This window comes from Nonomuraea sp. NPDC049378 (assembly GCF_055586745.1).
Genome location: NZ_JBVJHP010000031.1, coordinates 49,738 through 66,274, shown reverse-complemented (window position 1 = coordinate 66,274; position 16,537 = coordinate 49,738). Strand labels below are relative to the sequence as shown.

The following is a 16,537-nucleotide window of genomic DNA, read 5'->3' as shown; positions in this document are numbered from 1 at the left end:
AACGTTCTTCGGTGCGTTGCAGAATGAGTGGCTCAACGGGATGGCATTCTCGAGGCACCTCACCACCGAATGCTGAACGCCTTTGCGACGGTCACCGTCGGCTCTTGGCGCTTCCTCTCCCAGTAAAAGCAAATCCGTCATCCGAGCGGCCTTCCGCACGACCCCACGGGCGACCGGTCCGGCTCACCGGCGGACTGCGACTGGTCATATGACAGATGTGCTGGTTCGATGTGCCACTCATCTTTGGCCATGTGAAGACTTATTCTTGGCGCTTAGGTCTGGCGACATCGTTGGTGGCGGCGACGTTCGCCGCCGGAGCCAATGGGTCGCCAAGCACTTCAGCGGTAGCAGCGGTCGCGCCGCCGACAGCCGCCCCGGCCGAGAGCGGGGCGCTGGCAGAAGAGCAGGCGCTGGCGCAGGCCAGGAGCACACGCAAGCCGGTTGAGGTGGTTCCGCTGCGGGGGGAGAGCAGCGAGGTCTTCGCCACCCCCGACGGCAGGCTGGAGGCCCGCGAGCACCTGCGGCCGGTGCGGGCGCGGGTGGACGGCCAGTGGCGTCCGGTCGACATTACGCTGGCCAAGAGCGGCGACGGCACGGTGGCGCCGAAGGCGGCCACGGTCGGCCTGCGGTTCTCCGGTGGCGGCGACGTACCGATGGTCCGGATGAGCAAGGCCGGCCGTGAACTGGCGCTCTCCTGGCCGGGCAAGCTGCCCGAGCCTCGGCTGGAGGAGGCCACCGCCGTCTACCCTGACGTGCTGCCCGGGGTGGATCTTCGGCTGGGCGCTCAGGTGGACGGGTTCACCCAGTTGCTGGTGGTCAAGACGCCCGACGCAGCCCGGCGAGTCGGCGAGTTCAGGCTCACGATGGCCACCTCAGGTATGAGCGTGCGGAAGACCGACGCCGGCGGGCTCGCGGCTGTGGACGGTGCGGCGGGAGGCACAGTTTTCGAGGCCGCGCCCCCGGTCATGTGGGACTCGAAGAAAGATGCGAACCATGCCCGGGCGGCCGACGACAAGGGGGCGAACCGAGCACACGTCGGCGTCGACCTGGCGAGCGGCGGGCGTGAACTCGTGCTGAAGCCGGACACGAACCTGCTCACCGGGGCGGACACGGTTTACCCGGTGTTCATCGACCCGCAGTGGTACACACCGAAGGCGACCGCGTGGACGATGGCCTCGAAGTACTGGGCGTCAAGCCCACAGTGGAAATTCAATGGGGATCACGACGCGGGCATGGGGTATTGCGGCTGGGAGTACTGCAATCCCTACGACGTCAAGCGGCTGTTCTACCGCATGCCCGTCTCCAGGTTCGCGGGCACCACGGTGCTGTCGGCGGAGTTCGTCGTGCCCAACACGTGGTCGGCCTCCTGTACCGCCATGCCCGTGCAACTCTGGCGCACCAAAGGCATTTCCGAGTCCACGACCTGGAATACCCAGAAAGCGTCCGGATTCTGGATTGACTACTTGAGGACGGAGACGTTCGCTTACGGCTACGACGGCTGCGCCGCCAGGGATGCCGAGTTCGACGTGAAATCGGTGGTGCAACAGGCCGCCGATGGCAAGTGGGCCACGATCACGTTCGGTCTGCGAGCACCTGCTGTCGACGAGAGCGACAGGTACAGCTGGAAGCGCTTCTCTGACGACGCCTACTTGCGGGTCCGCTACAACCGTCCGCCGGCACAGCCTCGGATGTCGCAGCTGACCATGCAGTACGGCGGGGTCTGCAAGCAGCCGGGCGACGCGCCGTGGGTGCGGTCGTTGGGTGTGATCTACGCCAACAACATCACCGATCCCGACGGCGACAACGTGTCGGTGCAGTTCCAGGCCGCGTGGGACGGCGGCATGTGGCAGCCGGCCCGTTCTGCCATGAAGCGGTCGGGGTCGGACTTCTCCATCCAGTTGTCGTCGTCGATCCCGGAGGACAAGGCGGTTCGCTGGTATGTGCGCGTCTACGACGGCGCTCAGTACTCGGCGTGGTCCCACGCGGGAGACCCGACGGCCTGCTACTTCCGCTGGGACACCGACGCTCCGAAGCCGCCGGCCATTTCCTCCGGCGACTACCCGGTGCAGGACCCTGAGGATCCGAACGATCCCTGGTACGACGGGATGGGCAAGTACGGCTCGTTCGTCATCGGGGGCAACGACACCCAGACGACCAAGTACTGGTACGGCATCAACGTTGATCCCTCGTCCGACAACACGGTCACGACGACGAGCGGGGCCGCCCGCACCCTCACCTTCCTGCCGCCACGGGCTGGCGTGAACACCTTGTGGGTTCAGTCGTTCGACGCGGCCGGCAACCGCTCCGCGCCCACCGGGTACCGGTTCCGGGTCAAGGCGGGGCAGCCGGAACGGGCTACTTGGCAGTTCGATGAGAACGCGGGTCAGACGCAGGCGCAGGGCTCCACCCCGCCGCGTCCCCTCACCCTCGCCGGCGGAACCGTCCTCGGCGCGGAGGGCGCGATCGGCACGGCGCTGGCCCTCAACGGCACCGACGCCCACGCCGCCACCGACCTGTCCGTGGTGGACACAACGCAGAGTTTCTCGGTCTCGGCCTGGGTGAAGTTGGACACGCTGCCCGGCCATCCTGCGGTCGTGGCCGCACAGCTCGGCAACGAAACGGCGGGCTACGAGTTGTCCTACTCCAACCTGGACGACCGCTGGGTGTTCGCCAGTTACGCCGCGGACAAGGCCGGGGCAGGCACGGTGCGTGCGATGCCGAGCACCGCCGGCGGAGTCCGGGTGGGTACGTGGACGCATCTGATGGGCTCCTTCGACGCGTCCCTCAACCAGCTGCGGTTGTATGTGGATGGCGTCCTTGCCGGATCGACGGCGCACGACATCGGCTGGAACGCCGCTCGTGGCGTGCGGCTCGGGGCGGGCGCCACCAAGGGCGTGGCGAGGGATTTCTTGCCCGGCTCCCTCGACCAGGTGGAGATCTTCGACCGCGCCCTGGCGGACGGCGAGGTGGCCAAGCTCTCCGCCAAGGAGCCGGTGACCGGAGGGAACCGGCCGGCGAGCGCGGTCTTCCCCCTCGACGAACCGGCGGGCGCGACCGAAGTGATCGGGCATGCTCAGGTGATGCCCGCGGTCTTCCGCGGCGGCGCGTCGGCCGGAGCCGTGGGCGTGCGCGGCAAGGCACTGTCGCTCGACGGGACGGACGACCACGCGGTGGTCAGCACGCCGCACATCAACACCTTCCGCAGCTTCGCCGTGTCGGTCTGGGCGCGACTGGAGGCCAAGCCCGGTCACTCGGCCGTGCTGCTCACCCAGCAAGGCCAGTATCGCAGCGGGGTGGAGCTCTTCTACTCCGCGCACCTGGACCGGTGGGTGCTCAACCAGCACAAGTCCGACGCCCCGGATGCCGGGCAGGTCCTGGCCGTGCAGTCCACGGGCGGCCTGCCGCAGGCGGGCGAGTGGGCGCATCTGGTCGGCGTGCACGACACGGTGGCCGACACGCTGACCCTGTACGTGAACGGCGTGAAGGCGGGCCAGGTCACGCTGGACAGCCCGTGGTACGCGGCGGGCGCGTTCCAGGTCGGCGCCGGCCTGTACAGCGGCGTCCCCGGCAACTTCTTCCCCGGTCAGATCGACGACATCCGCCTGTTCGACCGGGTGCTCTCCGCCGACGAGGTCAAGCAGCTGTTCAAACAGCGGCCGGTGGTCGCCGCCCGCTGGCTCTTCACCGAGTCATCGGGTACACCGCCAGTCACGCCGGACGCCTCGTCGTCCGGCAACGCGATGACCCTGTACGGCGGGGCGCAGGTGGGGCCGGGCGGGATCGACGGCACGGTGACGCTGGACGGCGTCGACGACTACGCCGTCACCGCGAAGAGCCCCTTGGACACTGGAACCAGCTTCACGATCAGCGCGTGGGCTCAGACGGCGGCTGTCCCGGACCGGCAGGTGACGCTGCTCAGTGTCCCGTCCACCCAGCAGAGCGCGCTGGCCGTGAGATACGTGCCCAGTTCCGATCCGACCAAGGATCCGGGCCGCTGGCGCATCGTCACGGCCGACAAGGACACCGCCGACGCGACCCTCACCACCATCGACAACGGCCTGTTCTTCAGCGCGACGGAATGGAACCACGTGGCCCTGGTCTACGACGCGTTCGCCGACGAGTTGATGCTCTACGTGAACGGAGGGCTGCAGGACGCCGTCTGCGCCGACGACGGCGGGGAGGACAGCGCAGGCTGCGTCGACCTGGCCTCCTGGAAGGAGAACGTGATGACGTTCAAGTCGGCCCAGCCCATGCAGCTCGGCCGGGTCAAGACCGGGTCATCCACTTGGGGGGAGCACTGGCCCGGCGCGGTGTCCGACGTGTGGGCCTTCCACGGCGCACTCACCGATTTGCAGATCGATCACCTGTCCATCGGCGCGTCGGGCCTGCCGACCGAAGTCCCCGGGGGAATCGGATGAGGCCTTTCTCACTTTTCAGACGGGCTGCGGCGGCGATGTCGGTGGTCGTGGTGGCGTGCCTGATCCAGGGCGCGGCGCTGCCGTCCGGCGAACAACGTTCGGCCGAGCCCGAACGGAACAGGCCGGTGGCGGGCAAGGTCTTACGGGCCAAGCCGCGGCCGGTGACCAAGGAGCCGGCCACGCCGCGGGAAAGACCGCGAAGCGCCTGGCCGCGGGCGAAGAAGGCGGTGGTCACGCTGCCTGCGGCAGGGGCCAAGGCCGCGGTTGCCGCGGCGGGGACACCGCTGACGCTCACCATGAAAGGTACGGCCGCCGTCGGCGAGGTCGAGGCCGGAGTCCTTTCCCGTAAGGCGGCGTTGAAGGCCGGCGCCGACGGCCCGATGTTCACGTTACGGTCGACGACCGGAGCGGAGGGGTCGGTGGGCGCCAGTCTGGACTACTCGAGCTTCGCCGGCCTGTACGGCGGGGCGTACGCCTCCAGGATGACGCTGGTCGAACTGCCCGCGTGTGCGCTGACCACGCCCGGTGTGCCGGAATGCCGTACCGCGACGCCGCTGAAGACGGTCAACGACGCCGAGCGTCGGACCCTGGCAGTGGATGAGGTGAAGCTGCGTGCCGGCACGCCCACCGTGCTGGCGGCGGTGGCGGGGACATCGAGCGCTTTGGGTGACTACAAGGCGACGTCGCTGTCGCCGTCGTCGGCGTGGCAGGTCAACCTGAACACCGGTGATTTCGCCTGGTCATACGACATCCCGGTGCCCGAGGTGCCAGGGGGCCTGGTGCCGGGGGTGGAGCTGGGGTACTCCTCCGGCGCAGTGGACGGCCGCACTGCCACCACCAACAACCAGTCCTCCTGGATCGGGGACGGGTTCGACCTGTGGCCGGGCTACATCGAGCGCAGTTACAGGTCGTGCGCGGACGAGGGCGTGGAGAACTCCGACGGGATGAAGCCCGGCGACCTGTGCTGGGCTTACGACAACGCGTTCGTCTCCTTCAACGGCAAGGGCGGCGAGCTCGTCCCAGCCGGCGAGAACACCTGGAAGTTCCGGGCGGACGACGGCAGCAAGATCGAGCGGATCGAGGGCAGTGGCGACGACGTCCGGGGAAACGGGGCCAGGCAGGACGAATACTGGCTGATCACCGCTCCCAACGGGGTGAAGTACTACTTCGGTTACAACCGGCTGCCGGGATGGAGCTCGGACGAGGAGACCACCGACTCGGCGTGGACGGTGCCGGTGTTCGGTGACGACGCCAACGATGACTGCCACGGCGACACCTTCGCCGAGTCGTGGTGCCAGCAGGCGTGGCGGTGGAACCTGGACTACGTCGTGGATCCGCGCGGCAACGCGATCGCCTATTTCTACGACAAGGAGACCAACTCCTACGGCCGCAACCTGAAGCCCGCCGACGACACCCGCTATGTGCGCGGAGGCACGCTGGATCGGATCGAGTACGGCCTGAAGAGCGAGGCGATGTACACCACGGCCGCCCTGGCCAAGGTGGACTTCACGAGCGGTGAACGGTGCCTGCCGAACGAGTTGACCACGTGTGCGTCGATCGAAACCGACGCGGCCTACTGGTACGACACCCCCTGGGACCTGAACTGTGACGAAGGCGAGGACTGCGACGAGGGAAGGTTGTCGCCGTCGTTCTTCACCCGTAAGCGGCTGACCTCCATCACGACGTACGCCGGCGGCAGCAAGGTCGACTCCTTCCAACTGGGGCACCGGTGGGGCCAGGCGGATGTCGACTACCAGTTGCTGCTGGATTCGATCCGGCGGACCGGTCATACCGCGAGCACGGCGATCACCCTGCCGGAGGTCTCGCTGGCGTACACGCAGCTGGCCAACCGGCTGGACAAGACCGGTGACGGGTACGCGCCCTTCATCAAGAGCCGGCTGTCGTCGGTGGCCGATGAGTACGGCGGTCAGATCGGCGCGGAGTACTCCGCGCCGGCGTGCGCGTGGGATAAGTTACCGACTCCGCACGCCAACACAACCCGGTGTTTCCCGCAGTTCTTCGGCGGAAGCGTCAGCGACCCTCCCACCCAGCAGTGGTTCAACAAGTACGTGGTCACCGCCGTCACCGCGACCGACCGCACCGGCGGCGCACCGGACCAGGTGCTCAGGTACGACTACCTGGATGGCGCGGCCTGGCACTACGACGACGACAACGGGCTGACCGAGGAGAAGCACAAGACCTGGTCGCAGTGGCGCGGCTATCAGCACGTGCAGGTACTCACCGCGGCATCGCGGACCGATACCTACTTCCTGCGCGGGATGCACGGCGACAAGGCCGCACCCGATGGTGACGCGACGAAATCCGTCAGCGTGTCGCTGGGCGACGGTGAAGGGGACCCGATCGTCGACCACGAGGCGCTGGCCGGAGCCATCTACAAGACCGTCGAATTCTCCGGTCCGGGCGGCGACGTGCTGACCAAGTCGGTGACCAGGCCATGGCGGCACCAGACAGCGGCAGCGACACGGCCGTGGGGAGCGATCACCGCGAACCTGACCGGCGCCGCTCAGAGCAGGACGTGGACCTCGCTGGACGACGGAGCAGGCGTCAAGTGGCGCACCACCACCACCAAGAACACCTACGAGATCGTAGCGGGGCGGATCATCACCATCGACGACCTCGGTGACGACGCGACGGCCGCAGACGACAAGTGCACCCGCACCACCTACGCCACCAACAACGTCGGCGGGAACCTCACGCTGCCCGCGCGGGTGGAGGTCGTGGCCAAGACGTGTGCCACCACCCCCGCACGGCCGGGTGACGTGATCACTGATGTGCGCACCGCCTATGACGGTGGCGCCTACGGAGCGGCTCCCACGACTGGGTCGCCGACCGCGACGGCCACGTTGAAGGAATACGACGGAAGCACTGCCGTCTACCTGGAGTCCGGATCCACCTACGACTCCTACGGGCGGGTGGTGACCAGCACCGATCTGACCGCGACCGTCAAGGTCACCGCGGATGGAACGATCACCAGGACCGCCCGCGCGGACGGTCGTACCACCACCACGCAGCGCGCCCCGGCGACGGGGTTCGTCACCACGACGAAGGTGACCGGTCCGCCGGCCAAACCCGGTGACCCGGCCACCGCGCAGACGGCCACCACCACCCACGACGCCACCCGCGGGCAGGTGCTGTCGATGACGGACACCAACACCAAGGTCACTAACCTGGCCTACGACGCCCTCGGGCGGCTGACCAGGGTCTGGCTGCCTGACCGGCTCTCCGGACAGACCCCCTCCTACGCGTTCAACTACCGGATCACTGGAAACGACCCGGTCGCGGTCGGCTCCACCTCGACCGGCCTCAACGGCACCATCCAGACGTCCTACACCCTGTACGACGGGCTGCTGCGGCCGCGGCAGGTGCAGGAACCGGGTCCGGACGGTGGCCGGCTGATCACGGACACGTTCTACAACGAGCGGGGTCTCGAGGCGATCGAGTTCACCTCCTACTTCGCCACGGGCTCCCCTGCAACCGGGCTGTTCCAGCCGGACGACGCGCTCAGCGTGGAGACGCAGATCCACCACAGCTACGACGGGCTGGGCCGGGAGACCAAGACCGAGCTTGTCGCGGGCAACAGCACCGGCGGCAAGCCGGTGAGCACGACCACCACGATCTACGGCGGTGACCGGGTGACGGTCATCCCTCCTGTCGGCGGCACGGCCACCACGACGGTCGCCGACGCCCGCGGCCAGACCGTGGAGTTGCATCAGCATCATCAGCGCAGCGCGGCTTCGGCCGCTGATATCACCACCTTTACCTACAGCCCGGCCGGGAAGCTGAAGACGATCACTGATCCAGACGGGAACGACTGGGCTTTCGAATACGACTTCCAGGGCCGCCAGGTGGCGGCCGAGGACCCCGACAGAGGCCGCAGTACCAGCGACTACGGCGACAGAGGCCAGCTCACCTCGACCCAGGACGCTCGCGGAGCCGTCCTCCAGTACGTCTACGACGGGCTCGGACGCAAGACCGAAGTGCGCGACACGGCCGGCGCGGTGCTGGCTTCGTGGGAGTACGACACGATCACCGGGGCAAAGGGACAACTGGCCAAATCCATCCGGCATGTGGACGGACAGGCCTACGTGCAGCGGGTGGACACCTACGACCGGCTGTACCGGGTGACCTCCTCCAGTGTGGTCATCCCCGACGTCGAGGGCGCGCTTAAGGGCACCTACACCTTCAAGACCTCCTATGAGGACGCCGGAATGGTCAAGGGCCTCGGGCTTCCGGCAGCAGGGGCACTCCCAGCGGCCACCGTGGCCTTCGCCTATCAGGACAAGACGCTGTGGCCGACGGTCGTCAACGGGTTGGGCGTCACGGCCACCACCGGCTACTTCCACACGGGCGACCGCAGCGAGATCGTGATGTCCCGCGCGGGAGGCAAGGCCACCACCGTGGGTTATAGCTATGAGTGGGGCACCCAGCGGCTGGCAGTCAACAGCGTGGACACCCAGGACGTGCCCGGCACCGACAGGAGCGCAACTTACCGCTACGACGAGGCCGGCAACATCGTCTCGGTGGCGGACGTCTCCCGCGACGGCACCGACACCCAGTGTTTCGCCTACGACTATCTGCGCCGCCTCACCGACGCATGGACCCCGGCCGTCTGCACCGCCACCCCCTCGGGTGCCGCGTTGACGGGGCCGGGCGCCTACTGGCACTCCTACACCTACGACAAGGTGGGCAACCGCCGCACCGAAACCCAGCACGACCCGTCAGGCGACGTCGCCAAGAACATCGCGCGCACCTACGCCTACCCCGATCCCGGAGACGTCCGGCCGCACGCCCTGACCTCGGTCACCACCAAGGGGCCGGCCGGCACGACTACCGACACCTACAACTACGACGACGCCGGCAACACCACCAACCGCCCCGGCCAGGTCCTGGAATGGGACGTGGAAGGCCACCTGGCGAAGGTGACCGAAGGCAGCAAGGTCACGGAGTACCTCTACGACGCCGAAGGCAACCGTCTGATCGGCCGTACACCCACCGACACCACCCTCTACCTGGGTGGCACCGAACTCGTCCTGGCCAAGGATGCCTCCACCCCCAAGGCCACCCGCTACCTGGATCTGGGCGGCGGTCACCAGGCGGTGCAGCAGGACGACGGATCGGTGACGTTCACCATCGCCGATCATCTGGGCACCGGGCAGATCGCGATCGAGGCGGCTACACAGAAGCTCACCCAGCGCCGGATGCTCCCCTTCGGCGGTCCCCGAGGCGCCCAGATCACCGGCTGGCCGGGCACCAGGGGCTTCGTCGGCGGCATCGACGACACCCAGACGACAGGGCTGACCCACCTGGGGGCCCGCGAGTATGACCCGTCCACCGGCCGCTTCATCAGCGTCGACCCCATCCTGGACGTCCAGAACCCGCAGCAATACCAGGGATACGCCTACTCCGGTAATAATCCGATCACCTTCAGCGACCCGACCGGCCTGCTGTTCGACTTCGGATCGTGGTTTGATCGCGTGGTCAAGGGCGCGGCGAGCGCGGCTCGTTCAACCGCCACCACGATCGCCAACCAGAGCGGCTATGTTCCCGGCGGCCGAAAGCCGCACGTCGATCAGGTCAGCGTCCAGGACGCGACCGTCATCGAAGGCGTCCGTATACCCACCAATACGGAACTCGTCTCCATGGCCCCTCATCTTTATGAGGAGGATACTCCAGAATGGGCCAACCAGCGGCTATGGGCCCGTAGGCAGTGCGTGACGTCAGAGCGGGACGGAGGGCTAGGCGGCTCCAGCTTCTGCAGCGTAGTCCTGCACATGCGATGGAACGAGATGCCCCGACCTCAGCACGACCACAACCACTCCCTGTTGAAGGGGCTTGTAAAGGCAATTTGGCCGGTAGATGACATCGCGAGTTGCAAGAATGGGAAAGGGAAAGGCTGCTTAGGGACCCTTGTTTCCATTTCCCCCTGGGGCAAGCTCGCCAAAAGGCTTAAGGTCCTTAAAGGCGGCAAGAAGGCCACGGGTGCAAGATCGGCGACGAACTGCGTCAACAGCTTCGCCCCCGACACCCCCGTCTTGATGGCCGACGGCACCCGCGAGGACATCGAGGACATCGAGGTCGGCGACAAGGTCCTCGCCACCGATCCCGAGACGGGCAAGACAAGCACCGAGAAGGTCACGGCGCTGCACCGCAACCACGACACCGAGCTGGCCGACATCACCATCAGAAATTCTGACGGAAAAGCCCTCTCGATCCGCACCACCCAGCACCACCCGTTCTGGAGCGCCACCTCCAAGAAGTGGGTCGACGCCGCCGACCTACGCGTGGGAGACGCCCTCCGGACACCACGCGGCGACCACGTGAAGATCACCGCCGTACGCGTCTTCGACGGCGCGCGCTACATGCACAACCTGACAGTCGACGACCTTCACACATACTATGTGCTGGCGGGCGAGACATCGGTCCTTGTCCACAACACAGCGCCATGCGATAAGGCCCTCGCCACCGTCTGGACATCTCCCAACAGAAGCCTTGCCGACAGCTTCGCGTATCACTACGAGAAACATGGCAGGCCTCTTGGAAAGACGGAAGAAGAATATCATGCCGATGCCAAGGCATGGCTTGAATCAAATCCCGCCAGAGCGAGAATGAATTCGCGACTGGTAGAGCTGGCCGATGGAACGAGGGCGGCCAAGTATACGAGCCCGAACGGAGGTCCAGGAGGAATCGTCCAGAATGGCAAGCTGGTCAGCTTCTGGTATGATGCTAATCATTAGGAAGGGTTCGGGAAGATGGACTTCATGGATTCCTACAGCCTGTGGAAACAGCTCATGCGCCCCCCAAAGGGAGTGGATGAAGAAACCATAGACCTTAGAACCGACCTGCTGGTATCAGATGAGTATCTGTTGTCGGTGGCAAATCTGGTGGACCACGGAACCTTTGCTCCCCCAATGGTCGACGTATTGTCCTATCTGGACAAGATCATGCTCCATGCAGAGAGAATGATCGCGACGGGTGGTCGCGAGGTTCGGGAATCCGCACGCAACTTGCATGCATATGCAGCGCTTTCCCGACAGTTGTACCAGCAATATCTTGAAGTCGGCTCTCAGGAGAAATGACGATCCCTTGTAGTGGTATTCAGTCACTGCTGAGGACTGAGGCGGCCCCACGGACTTTCCCGTGGGGCCGCCTGCACGTACGGACCCTCGGTGTCGTACTCTGCCATGTTGTCGACGCCGAATCTCGGGTCCGCCTGACAGATTCGGCGGCGGATGAGGTGGTTTATCTTGGGTCCATTCGAGATTGGTCATCTTCGTCAGTCGCAGACGATTCTGGCCGCTCGCCGAGCAGGACCACTCCTGGTGAGACAGCGGCCCATACCGGCGATGGCGGCCCAGCGGATGATCGCTTCGGCGACCTTTGGGTCCTGTTCGCAGTCGCGGGCCGGACGGCGACAAGCGGTCAGCCAGACAAGTGTCTCTTCCACCGCCCAACGTCGCGCGATGACGCTGAACCCTCGCTGATCAGCGGGCTTACGGACGAACTCCCACGTGGTGCGCAGGGTGTCGCGGACTCAGTTCACCAGCCGACCGGGGAGCCTCTGATCGGCAAACACGTGCCGGATTGGAGTGGTCGGGTACGCCGACAGCAGCGCGGTCTTGGCACCGTCGCGGCCCTGCCAGTTCGCAGCGGAGGACTGCCAGCCGGGCGTACCGTGGGTCACGGCCGATGAGGCATACGGCATGGAGTTCACGTTCCGGCACTTCCTAGAAGCGCCACCTCAGCTATGTGGTCGCGGTGCCCAAGCACCAGTGGATCGGAAAGGGGTGGGGCGGGCAGATCCATGCCAGCACCGCGACCGCCCAGGCCCCGCCTGAGGCATGGAAGCGCCGCTCGGCCGGTAACGGCGCCGCCCACGCGGTCTTTGAGGGCCAGGCCGCCGAGCTTGGCCAGGTGTCGGCGGAGCGAGTCGGCGAATCGCTTTGGGTGTAGCTCTTCCTCAGTGGTGCGACACGAAGTCGCGCATATCGAGTGAACTCGCAGATTGGAGGCCGGATATGCCGGGTGCGTAGTCCCTGATCAGTGTTCGAGATCGGTCCCCGCCCCGACGTGCGTCCACGGGTCCTGCTCGCTGGGGGTGCGAAGCTCGGGGGAGACGCCCAAGGGCCCCTGGAAGAGGCGGCAAGCGGCGTAGTCGTGGCGGTCCGGGCACAGTGGTTTGAACCCGTCCGGGTTTGATGGACAGCAGGAGCCCCCATCAATGCCGGACGGGTTCACATCTCTACACGCGGGCGACCTTGGCGATCGCCACCTCCCCGGTCACGGTGCCCAGCTCCTCGACCTGAAAGTCGGCCAGCGCCTGGCGGATGCGCTCCGCGCCCGCACCGGCACGGCGAGCGTGCTCCTCGGTCTCGAACAGCGTGACGGTGACCACCGTCCCATCGTCGGCGGCGATGGCGTAGTAGGCGGCGATGCCCTCGGGCACCCTCACTTCCGCCGAACCGTCCTCGCCCGAAAGCTGGCTGGCGAACTGGGTCTCGACCCGGTGCATCAGGTCCTCCATGGTGCCGGCACCCCTGCTGTACCTGCGAATCAAGGCATTCACGAAATAAGTCCCCATCTATTGACCTACAAGTCCTCGTACGAGGATATACCAACCGCGGCTGGAAAGTCATCAACAGGAGACATGCGCGCGACGGCCAGGTGCCACGGGCACGATGTTCCGATGACGTACCCACGAAGTCCGAGGACCGGTTGCCCGATAGATGTGCGCTTCGCACGACAATGCAGGGAGCGCGACGTCTGTCAATGGCCAGGTGTGTGTCGCCGATGCGCCCAGGCCGTCTGGGGCACCTCGGAAGACGAGGTTGGGGACGGGCGAGGCCGATAGCGTTGTCCAGACGCGCCGCCGAGCCGTACGGCGATCAGCTCGGCTGCCAGCTCCCGTCATTCGCGATGAAGTCCTTATTGGGGGACTTTTTGGTCACAGCGAGGGGATATACGATAGATCTCGAGGAGGAGACCATGCGTAAGACGGGACGCCGCCCCGGGACATCGACCACCAGGCAGGAGATCGTGGCCGCCGCTGCCGGCTCGTTCAGCTCCAGCGGCTACGACGGCACAAGCGTACGGCAGGTCGCCGCCGACGCCGGCGTCGACCCCGCACTGGTACGCAGGTTCTTCGGCGGCAAGGACCAGCTGTTCAGCGCGGTCGTCGCGGAGGTGTTCCAGCCGGACCGCACGATCGTCATGCTGCTTGACGGTCCGCGCTCCAGCCTGGGGCGCCGGCTGCTCGGCTACGCCTTCGACCTGCTGGGGGACGTCGACTCCCCCGGCCCGCTGCTCGGCGTCATCCGCTCGGCCGCCACCAACGAGCACGCCGCCTCCCAGGTCAGGGACTTCCTGGCCGCCGACCTGCTCGTCAAGCTCATCCGGGCCCTGGGCATGGACCACCCCGACCTGCGCGCGACGCTCACGGCCAGCCAGCTCGTCGGGCTGGCGATCACCCGGTACGCCGTACGAGCCGAGGCACTGGTCACCGCTGATCCCGACGAGCTCGCCGATTGGGTCGCGCCGACGTTGCAGCGCTATCTCACCGGGCGAGCGCCCAGGCCCTCAGCCTGAAGCTACTGGCACCGCGCCATGAGTACCCGGGGCAGCGTCCCAGCCAGCGCGACACTTCGGCGAAACTGAAAGAACATGCCGGTTAGCCACGTGCCGGGGTTCGCTTCCTGCGCATCTGGCCTGGTCATGCCGGCCGCCACGACGGTGCGGAGGCGCGGGCCAGCCGACGGCACATCACGTCGGTCATCGCCCAGTGCACCCGTGATTCGGGAGCTGGGCGGCACAGCCGCGCCAGCCCTGGGCCATGGCGGTCGCGGAGCGCTGCCGTGCCCTGCTCGCCAAAGGACGGCGACGCCGAGGCGCACTACGCGCGTGCGGTAACACTGCACCGGCACGGTGGCCGCCCCTTCGAGCGAGCCAGGACCCCTAACCGCGCGTGCACCAGTCGCGGAGGCGCGCGGTAACGGCGTCGGCGGGGAGCCGGAGCGCCCTTGGTGGGGCGCCAGCGGCGCTTCCACGGTCGCCGTGAGCATCCCGACACGCGCCGGATCCATCATGTGACGGATCATGTTTGCAGAAACGACGCCGCGATCCCACGCGTTCAAGAGGAGGCGCCTTCCGCCGTGTCAGCATTCCTCCTCACATCAGATACTGAACTCCCAGCCATGACCGGTCAGCCGGCAGATGTGGCATGTCAGACCGGCCGACCAACCCTGGCCATGTCAAGGTGCTTCCGCCTGCCGCGCGGGCACGGCAGATCGTGACGCGTTCGTCGTTTCTCCATGGCCCCGAACCTTTGTCACCGCACGTGATCAGCCGCGGAGCGGAGCGACCCCCTGGTGCCGCCGCTGGGCCACTCACTCATCGAGGTTGACGCCGCACGACCTCATGCTCACCCGGCTGGCGCTCGTCGCCCATCTGGTGCCGCACGCAGGTCATGCGACAGATTCGCCGCACAAGCACCTCCCATAACTTCCTGCGAGGCAGTCAACATGGAAGGAGGTGCCCCATGGGTAAGGCCAACGGTTGGGACTGACCATCGTCTGATGCACTCACCTGACCAGGGGACTGAAAATCGACCTGGTGAGCACGGCGACCCTGGCGACCCGTTGTCAGGCGCGCTCACCAGGTTTCCTCATCTCCGGGGCACTCTCTTGGTCACATATCGAGACCTGTTCCGGGTGCGGGAGTTCTGCTTCCTGTACACCGGGCTGGTCCTTTCCTATATTGGCGACAAATTCGCTGCCATCGCGGTCGCCGTACTCGTCTTCGACCGTACGGGGTCCGCATTCATGTCAGGGCTCGCGCACGCGTCGGCCTTCCTGCCCGCGCTGGTGGCGGGTCCCCTGCTCGGCCCGCTGGCCGACCGTCTGCCCCGGCGCACGCTGCTCATCGCCTGCGACGTGCTACGGACCGCGACGACCGCGGGACTACTCCTCCCCGGTTTGCCGGTAGGGGCGCTGATCGTGCTGCTCTACGCGGGCAACATTCTCACCGCGCCGTTCACCGCCGCCAGGTCGGCGTTGTTTCCCGAAGTGCTCGACGGGGAGGCGTCGATCACCGCGAACGGACTTAACCGGGTCACCTACCAGCTCTGCGAGATGGCCGCGTTCGCCGCGGGCGGGCTCGCCGTACTCGCCATCCGGCCGGAGGGCGCGCTGGCCGTGAACGCGGCCACCTTCGCGGCGTGCGCCTGCCTCACCGCGATCGGCGTACGGAGGCGACCGCGGGCACTCCCGCCCCGATCCAACGCCGGGATCATGACGGGTGTGCGGTTCCTCCTCACGGACCCGTGGCTGCGCAACTGCCTGCTGCTGGTGTGGCTGGTGTCGATGTGCGCGCACGCGCCGGAGGCGATCATCTACCCTTATGCTGCTTCTCTCGGTGGTGGACCGTCCCTGGCGGGCCTGATCCTCGCCACCATGGCCGCAGGTTTCACACTGGGGACTGTAATGCTCACCCGGTGGCTGTCCCCGGCAGCCCGGGACCGGCTCATAGTGCCGTTCGCTGTGGTGGCGGGGGCGGCCCTGATGCCACTCGCGGCCGAGCCCTCGCTGCCGCTGGTGCTTGGACTGTTGTTCGTCGCAGGGCTCGGCTGCGGGTATTCGGCCCCACTCAACGCGCTGTTCGTGCAGCGGGTTCCGGCCGAGCTGCGCGGCCGGACCATGAGCGTGGCGATCGCCGGGATCACCGGCGGTCAGGGAGCCGGTTTCCTACTGGTCGGCCTCGCCGCCGGCGCCGGGTTGGACCCGGGGATCACCTTCGCTCTCTGCGGGCTCCTGGCCGCGCTGGCCGCGCTGGCCGCCGGCCTGCCATGGCGACGTTCGCACGCCCGCGGTACCGCCCCCGCCCAGTGACTCGCCGCACCGGATCGCCCCATCGCCCGGCGTAACGTCAGGGATGATGACGGGGACCGCCGTGGAGCCGGAGGACCGTGGCGAGGTCGTCGAAGAGGCCGTGTCGAGCACGAGGCGGAGGGTCGCAACAGCGGCAACAGCAGTAACAGCCGTGTGAGGTGCTGGCCGGTCACTTCCTGTCACGATGGGAGGGACGAGGCGATCATGCTGCTGCTCCGT

General features: G+C 66.9%; 6 protein-coding genes and 1 pseudogene. 6 read left to right on the top strand and 1 reads right to left on the bottom strand.

What is annotated here, in order from left to right; genetic code table 11:
* The first annotated feature begins 446 nt into the window (after positions 1-446).
* The 4 genes and pseudogenes from ACZ6SA_RS44000 to ACZ6SA_RS43985 all read left to right on the top strand — a co-directional run.
* Positions 447-4,418, top strand: coding sequence for a LamG-like jellyroll fold domain-containing protein (locus ACZ6SA_RS44000; RefSeq protein ID WP_347649997.1), 3,972 nt, complete (start codon positions 447-449; stop codon positions 4,416-4,418).
* Complete coding sequence (locus tag ACZ6SA_RS43995) at positions 4,415-11,173, top strand: polymorphic toxin-type HINT domain-containing protein (protein WP_465835074.1); 6,759 nt, start codon at positions 4,415-4,417, stop codon at positions 11,171-11,173. The genes ACZ6SA_RS44000 and ACZ6SA_RS43995 overlap by 4 nt, the downstream gene beginning before the upstream one ends.
* 24 nt (positions 11,174-11,197) lie before the next feature.
* Entirely contained in the window at positions 11,198-11,515 is a 318-nt protein-coding gene (locus tag ACZ6SA_RS43990; protein ID WP_347649998.1) for a hypothetical protein, read from the top strand.
* A 582-nt stretch (positions 11,516-12,097) separates the two neighbouring features.
* Positions 12,098-12,308, top strand: a pseudogene (locus ACZ6SA_RS43985) (IS701 family transposase); the annotation flags it as partial.
* A gap of 370 nt (positions 12,309-12,678) precedes the next feature.
* Here ACZ6SA_RS43985 and ACZ6SA_RS43980 read toward each other — a convergent pair.
* Positions 12,679-12,960 (bottom strand): hypothetical protein, encoded by a 282-nt coding sequence (locus ACZ6SA_RS43980; RefSeq protein ID WP_347649999.1) that lies wholly within the window; start codon positions 12,958-12,960, stop codon positions 12,679-12,681.
* Positions 12,961-13,421: 461 nt separating this feature from the next.
* On the opposite strand from ACZ6SA_RS43980, the gene ACZ6SA_RS43975 reads away from it, so the two are divergent.
* Both ACZ6SA_RS43975 and ACZ6SA_RS43970 read left to right on the top strand, forming a co-directional pair.
* Positions 13,422-14,021, top strand: a complete 600-nt coding sequence (locus ACZ6SA_RS43975; RefSeq protein WP_465835056.1) for a TetR/AcrR family transcriptional regulator — start codon at positions 13,422-13,424, stop codon at positions 14,019-14,021.
* Positions 14,022-15,115: 1,094 nt separating this feature from the next.
* Positions 15,116-16,318 carry an MFS transporter gene (locus tag ACZ6SA_RS43970; RefSeq protein WP_443156960.1) on the top strand — a complete coding sequence of 401 codons (1,203 nt, stop codon included), beginning with the start codon at positions 15,116-15,118 and terminating at the stop codon, positions 16,316-16,318.
* Positions 16,319-16,537: the final 219 nt, after the last annotated feature.

Bases quoted from the DNA above. Each gene is read 5' to 3' on its own strand.
- ACZ6SA_RS43995 (WP_465835074.1), top strand. From the start codon at position 4,415: ATGAGGCCTTTCTCACTTTTCAGACGGGCTGCGGCGGCGATGTCGGTG.
- ACZ6SA_RS43990 (WP_347649998.1), top strand. From the start codon at position 11,198: ATGGATTCCTACAGCCTGTGGAAACAGCTCATGCGCCCCCCAAAGGGA.
- ACZ6SA_RS43980 (WP_347649999.1), bottom strand. From the start codon at position 12,960: ATGGAGGACCTGATGCACCGGGTCGAGACCCAGTTCGCCAGCCAGCTT.
- ACZ6SA_RS43975 (WP_465835056.1), top strand. From the start codon at position 13,422: ATGCGTAAGACGGGACGCCGCCCCGGGACATCGACCACCAGGCAGGAG.